Here is a 3,254-nt window from a genome sequence, read left to right as displayed (position 1 = left end):
CGAGCGGGCGGCCACGACGGCCACCAGCGCGGCGAGCTCCTCGGGCGTCGGGTCGCCCTTGACGACCCGCAGGGCCGGCTTCTGCGGCTCCGGGGTCGTCTCGGGCGTCTCGTCCGTCACAGCGGGATGTTCCCGTGCTTCTTGGGCGGCAGCGACTCGCGCTTGGTCTTCAGCAGGCGCAGGGCCTTCGTGACCTCGGCGCGGGTCGTGGACGGCTCGATGACCGCGTCGATGTAACCGCGCTCTGCGGCGATGTACGGGTTGCACAGCTCGTCCTCGTACGCCGTCATGAGCTCCTGGCGCGCGGCCTCGGGGTCGTCGGCCGCCGCGACCTGCTTGCGGTAGAGGATGTTGACCGCGCCGGACGCGCCGACCACGGCGATCTGGCCCGTGGGCCACGACAGGTTGACGTCGGCGCCGAGGTGCTTGGACCCCATGACGTCGTACGCGCCGCCGTAGGCCTTGCGCGTGATGATCGTGATGAGCGGCACCGTGGCCTCGGCGTACGCGTAGATCAGCTTCGCGCCGCGACGGATGATGCCGTTCCACTCCTGCTCGGTGCCCGGCAGGAAGCCCGGCACGTCGACGAAGGTCAGGACCGGGATGTTGAAGGCGTCGCAGGTGCGTACGAAGCGGGCGGCCTTCTCGGACGCGTCGATGTCGAGGCAGCCGGCGAACTGCATCGGCTGGTTGCCGACGACGCCGACGCTGCGGCCCTCGACCCGGCCGTAGCCGATCACGATGTTGGGCGCGAACAGCGGCTGGACCTCGAGGAAGTCGCCGTCGTCGACGACGGTCTCGATGACCGTGCGGATGTCGTAGGGCACGTTCGCCGAGTCGGGGATCAGCGTGTTGAGCGCCTCGTCCGCCTCGTTCGGCTCGAGGTCGGCGACCTCGTCGTAGACCGTGGCCTCCTCGAGGTTGTTCTGCGGGAGGTACGACAGGAGCGCCTTGACGTACTCGACCGCGTCGTCCTCGTCGGCGGCCAGGTAGTGGGCGTTGCCGCTCTTGGTGTTGTGCGTGCGACCGCCGCCGAGCTCCTCCATCGTGACGTCCTCGCCGGTGACCGTCTTGATGACGTCGGGGCCGGTGATGAACATGCCGGAGGTGCCGTCGACCATGACCGTGAAGTCGGTGACGGCGGGGGAGTAGACGTGGCCGCCGGCGCAGTTGCCCATGATCATGCTGATCTGCGGGATGACGCCGGAGGCGTGCACGTTGCGCTTGAAGATCTCGCCGTACAGGCCGAGCGAGACGACGCCCTCCTGGATGCGGGCGCCGGCGCCCTCGTTGATGCCGATGATGGGGCAGCCGGCCTTGATCGCCAGGTCCATGACCTTGGTGATCTTCTCGCCGTAGACCTCGCCGAGGCTGCCGCCGAAGACGCTGAAGTCCTGGCTGAAGACGCACACCTGGCGGCCGTCGACCGTGCCGTAGCCGGTGATGACGCCGTCGCCGAGCGGGCGGCGGTCCTGGAGCGCGGCCGAGTGGCTGCGGTGGCGGGCGAGGGCGTCGAGCTCGACGAACGAGCCCTCGTCGAAGAGCAGCTCGATGCGCTCACGGGCGCTCTTGCGCCCACGCTTGTGCTGCTTCTCGGCGGCGTTCTCGGCGACCACGACGGTCGCCTCACGCTGCCGGTCACGGAAGTCCGAGAGCTTCCCGGCCGTGGTGTGCAGCTCGGGCTTGATCTCGAGGTCGTCGGTGCTCTGCGGTTCGGTCACGGGGCCTAGATTAACCACCGTCAGGGTTGACCGTGCCGCGAGGCCGTGTGCGAGCCTGGACACGTGGACGACCGACCTCTCCCCGAACCCCTCGACGCCGCGGCTCTGCACCTGCCGGCGTACGCCGTGGTGCGGGTGCTCGCCGAGACCGACAGCACCAACGCCGACGCCGCGCGATGGGCTCGCGAGGGCGCCGAGCACGGTTCGGTCGTGACGGCGGACCACCAGCTCGCCGGCCGCGGACGGCTCGACCGCAGCTTCACCCTGCCGGAGCGCACGGGCATCGCGGTCTCGGTCGTGTGGCGCCCGGAGGTGCCGCTGCGGCGCTGGGTCTGGTTGCCGCTGGCGGCGGGCCTGGCGCTCGACGCGACCCTGGCCGAGCTCGGCGTCCAGGGGCGGCTCAAGTGGCCCAACGACGTGCTGGTCGACGGTCGCAAGATCTCCGGCATCCTGCTCGAGCGGGTCGAGACCCCGGGTGCCGCGTCGGCGGCTGCCGCGGTCGTCGGCATCGGGCTCAACGTCGACCTGGCCGAGGAGCAGCTCCCCGTGCCGCACGCGACCTCGCTGCGCATCGCGGGAGCGGACGACCTCGACCGCGGGCGGGTGCTCTCGCGCCTGTTGCACCACCTCGACGTGGCGTACCGCCGGTGGCTCGAGGACGACGCGGAGGCGCTGCGGGCCGACTACGTCGCGCGGTGCGACACGGTCGGCCGGGTGGTCGACGTGGCACTCCCGGACGGCTCGGTCCTGCAGGGCCTGGCCGAGGACGTCGACGCCGACGGTCGACTCGTCGTCGCCGGCACCGCGGTGAGCGCGGGCGACGTCACGCACGTCCGCGCCCGTGCCTGACCGGTGAGAGCCGAGAAGGTGCTGCCCGCGAGGGTCGCCACGTGACAAGATCAGGGCCATGGCCCTGTCCGACAAGATGCTCATGACCGGCGAGCACAACATCCAGACCACGCGCACGCACGTGAAGGCGCTGGTCCTGCCCTTCCTGCTGCTGCTCGTCATCGCGTTCGCGGGGGCCTTCGGCGCGGCCCAGGCCGGCGACACCGGTGACGGCTACGTCCGCTGGGCGATCGTGGCGGTCGCGGTCGTGCTGCTCGTCTGGTTCGTGATCATCCCGTTCCTGCGCTGGTACCTGTGGACCTACACGCTGACGAACCGTCGCATCGTGGAGCAGAAGGGCGTCCTGACGCGCACGGGCCGCATCATCCCGCTCAACCGCATCAACGACGTCTCGTACGAGAAGAACCTCAACGACCGGCTCCTGCGCTCCGGCACGCTCGTGTTCCACAACGCGGCCGACGAGGAGGGACTCAAGCTCGACGACATCCCGAGGGTCGAGCAGTTCCACCGCGCGATCAGCGACCTGGTCTTCGAGGTGCAGAACACCCACGATGACTGAGCCGGTCCGATGAGCAGAACCGACCGCCCGTCGGCGGGCGAGCCCGCACGCGTCGAGCTGCGCTCGCAGCTGCTCGCGCTGCTGCTGCGCGAGGAGCTCGACCGCGACGTCGCGGCGGCTGCGGC

Annotated in this window: 4 protein-coding genes; 2 read left to right on the top strand and 2 right to left on the bottom strand. The window is 70.4% G+C overall.

Translation table 11 applies throughout. The annotated features are described in order from the left end of the window. The coding region (locus tag ABD127_RS17515; RefSeq protein WP_344204248.1) for an acyl-CoA carboxylase epsilon subunit at positions 1 to 120 on the bottom strand (120 nt) is incomplete at its 3' end. Then, positions 117 to 1,721, bottom strand: coding sequence for an acyl-CoA carboxylase subunit beta (locus ABD127_RS17510; protein ID WP_344203876.1), 1,605 nt, complete (start codon positions 1,719 to 1,721; stop codon positions 117 to 119). The genes ABD127_RS17515 and ABD127_RS17510, both read right to left, overlap by 4 nt. Before the next feature lie 63 nt (positions 1,722 to 1,784). Here ABD127_RS17510 and ABD127_RS17505 point away from each other — a divergent pair, with 63 nt between their 5' ends. Beyond that, positions 1,785 to 2,570, top strand: coding sequence for a biotin--[acetyl-CoA-carboxylase] ligase (locus ABD127_RS17505; RefSeq protein WP_344203875.1), 786 nt, complete (start codon positions 1,785 to 1,787; stop codon positions 2,568 to 2,570). 58 nt (positions 2,571 to 2,628) lie between these two features. After that, a complete protein-coding gene (locus tag ABD127_RS17500; RefSeq protein WP_344203874.1) occupies positions 2,629 to 3,129 on the top strand; it encodes a PH domain-containing protein in 501 nt (166 codons plus the stop codon). Positions 3,130 to 3,254 lie beyond the last annotated feature (125 nt).

The sequence above is a fragment of the Aeromicrobium alkaliterrae genome (assembly GCF_039529015.1).
Taxonomy (GTDB): Bacteria; Actinomycetota; Actinomycetes; order Propionibacteriales; family Nocardioidaceae; genus Aeromicrobium; species Aeromicrobium alkaliterrae.
This window is presented reverse-complemented; position numbering and strand designations above follow the sequence as displayed.